This is a genomic window from Salegentibacter flavus (assembly GCF_900115145.1).
Lineage (GTDB): Bacteria > Bacteroidota > Bacteroidia > Flavobacteriales > Flavobacteriaceae > Salegentibacter > Salegentibacter flavus.
Genome location: NZ_FOVL01000044.1, coordinates 1 through 2539, shown reverse-complemented (window position 1 = coordinate 2539; position 2539 = coordinate 1). Strand labels below are relative to the sequence as shown.

Here is a 2539-nt window from a genome sequence, read left to right as displayed (position 1 = left end):
TGCAAAAAACGGTCATAGTATACCACCCTGGCCGGATTAAAGTGAACCACCTTGGCCGGGACAAAGTGAACCACTTTAGCCGGAGTAAATTGAGCCACTAAAAAATCGATTCTATTTGTAAGAAGCCAAATGTCTTTTTTTGTAAAAAAGACCATGGCCAACAAACAGATAGATATGCGAAAAATAAAACAGATTTTTAGGTTGTACAGCCAGGGCGTCAGTAAACGCCAGATAAGTTCAAGTTTGGGTTTATCACGCAACACCATTACTAAATACATCGCCTTTTTTCAGCGTTACCAGTTTACAAGCTACGAGGTCTCTGCGATGACCCTTGAAGAATTGCACAAGCTTTTTAAGTCAGATCAAAAGCCAAAGAGCGCTCAATTGTTGACCCTGGAGAAGTACTTTCCCTATTTTGATAAGGAATTGCGTAAGACAGGGGTAACCAGGCAACTGCTCTGGCAGGAGTATTATGCGAAACATCCTGATGGCTTTAAGTTATCCCAGTTCAAATACTGGTACCATCAGTGGACTAAGGAAGTATCGCCGGTGATGCACCTTACCCATAAGGCTGGCGATAAGCTGTTCATCGATTACACCGGCAAGAAACTTAGCATTGTAGATCGTCATACCGGAGAACTGCAGGATCTGGAAGTTTTTGTGTGCGTTCTGGGCAGTAGCCAATACACGTATGTGGAAGCCTCGCCAAGCCAGAAGAAAGAAGATTTTATACGTAGCGTCGAGAATGCACTTTGGTTTTATGGTGGGGTACCCAATGCCCTGGTGCCCGATAACCTAAAATCCGCGGTAACCAAAGGAAGCCGTTATGAACCCAAGGTCAACGAAACCTTCTCTGATTTTGCGGAATATTATGAAACTGCAGTATTGCCCACAAGAACATATAAACCCAGGGATAAGGCCATAGTAGAGAATGCTGTACGCATTATATATACCAGGGTATTTGCACCGTTACGCCACCAGACCTTCCATAGCGTGCCTGAAATAAATAAAGCAATACTCGAAGTTCTGAAAATACATAATGAAATGTCCTTCCGGGGAAGAGAATACTCCCGGCGTTCTTTATTCGACGAGGTGGAGAAACAGGAATTAAAACCCCTGCCCTTAAAGCGGTATGAGATAAAAGCCTATGCCAATGGTACCGTACATAAGAACAGCCACATCTATTTTAGCAAAGACAAGCATTACTATAGCGTGCCATACAAGCACATAGGGAAACGTATCAAAATCATTTACTCCGATAGCATGGTGGAGGTATTCTATAAATTTGAACGCCTGGCCGTACATCCAAGAGAGAAAAGGAAATACGCCTATACTACGGTTAAGGAACATATGCCATCACACCATAGGTTTGTAAGTGAATGGAGCTCTGAAAAATTTATCGCCTGGGCAGATCACATTGGAGTACACTGCAAAGGGTATATCACTGAAATACTGGATAAAAAACAACATCCCGAACAATCCTATAAATCCTGTTTGGGCATACTACACCTGGCAAAAAAAGTAGGAAACCTACGTCTGGATAATGCCTGTAAGAGAGCTTCTGATTACGGGGCATACAATTACATTATTATTGATCGCATCCTTAAAAAAGGCTGGGATAATCTTGAAGAAAACCTCGAAGAGGAAATAGTCTTGCCCGATCACAAGAACATAAGGGGAGGCCATTATTACAAATAGAAACCATAAAACCAAGTATATGAACACGCAAACCTTAGAACAGATGAAACAGTTAAGGCTCCACGGCATGATCAGGGCCTTCAACTCCAGCTTATCCCCGCAGAGCGTGGATTACACCAATGATGAACTTATAGCTTACCTCATTCAGTCCGAATGGGACGATCGCCAGAACCGAAAGGTAGAACGGCTAACTAAAACGGCCCGCTTCAGATATAACGCCGTTATGGAGAATATCGATTATAACCATGACCGGAATATTGATAAAAACCAGATACAACGTTTTGCAACCTGCGACTTTGTAACACAAAAGGATAATATATTAATCACAGGCAGCACTGGGGCAGGAAAAAGTTATATGGCATCCGCCATAGGTCATCAGGCTTGCTCATTAGGCTTTAAAACGATGTACTTCAATACTTCCAAGCTCTTTACCATGCTTAAAACATCTAAGGCCGATGGTTCTTATTTAAAGCAGGTAAATAAGATCGAAAAGCAGGATCTGCTCATACTTGACGATTTTGGACTTAAAGGTCTGGATAATATTAACAGGCACTCTCTTATGGAAATTATTGAAGATAGGCACGGAAAAAAATCTACCATCATTGCATCCCAATTACCCGTAGAGGCCTGGCACGAGATTATTGGGGAGCAGACTATTGCAGATGCCATATTGGATCGTCTAGTTCATACGGCTCACAGAATAGATATCAAAGGGGAATCAATGAGGAAAAAACTTAAAAATAAATAGTAAATTTAACCACAGTAGAATCGATTTTGCGCACTTAGTTTGCTATGCTCACTTTCATCCGGCGCACGTGGTTCACTTTGACCGGCTCATCCA

General features: G+C 42.1%; 2 protein-coding genes. Both read left to right on the top strand.

Annotated features, from left to right (window positions below):
- Positions 1–174 precede the first annotated feature (174 nt).
- Entirely contained in the window at positions 175–1698 is a 1524-nt protein-coding gene (gene istA, locus BM266_RS16845; protein ID WP_245760485.1) for an IS21 family transposase, read from the top strand.
- A gap of 19 nt (positions 1699–1717) precedes the next feature.
- Positions 1718–2446, top strand: coding sequence for an IS21-like element helper ATPase IstB (gene istB / locus BM266_RS16840; RefSeq protein ID WP_093411632.1), 729 nt, complete (start codon positions 1718–1720; stop codon positions 2444–2446).
- Positions 2447–2539 lie beyond the last annotated feature (93 nt).

Excerpts from the sequence above, each read along its gene's own strand:
- istA (WP_245760485.1), top strand. The coding sequence starts at position 175 with ATGCGAAAAATAAAACAGATTTTTAGGTTGTACAGCCAGGGCGTCAGT.
- istB (WP_093411632.1), top strand. The coding sequence starts at position 1,718 with ATGAACACGCAAACCTTAGAACAGATGAAACAGTTAAGGCTCCACGGC.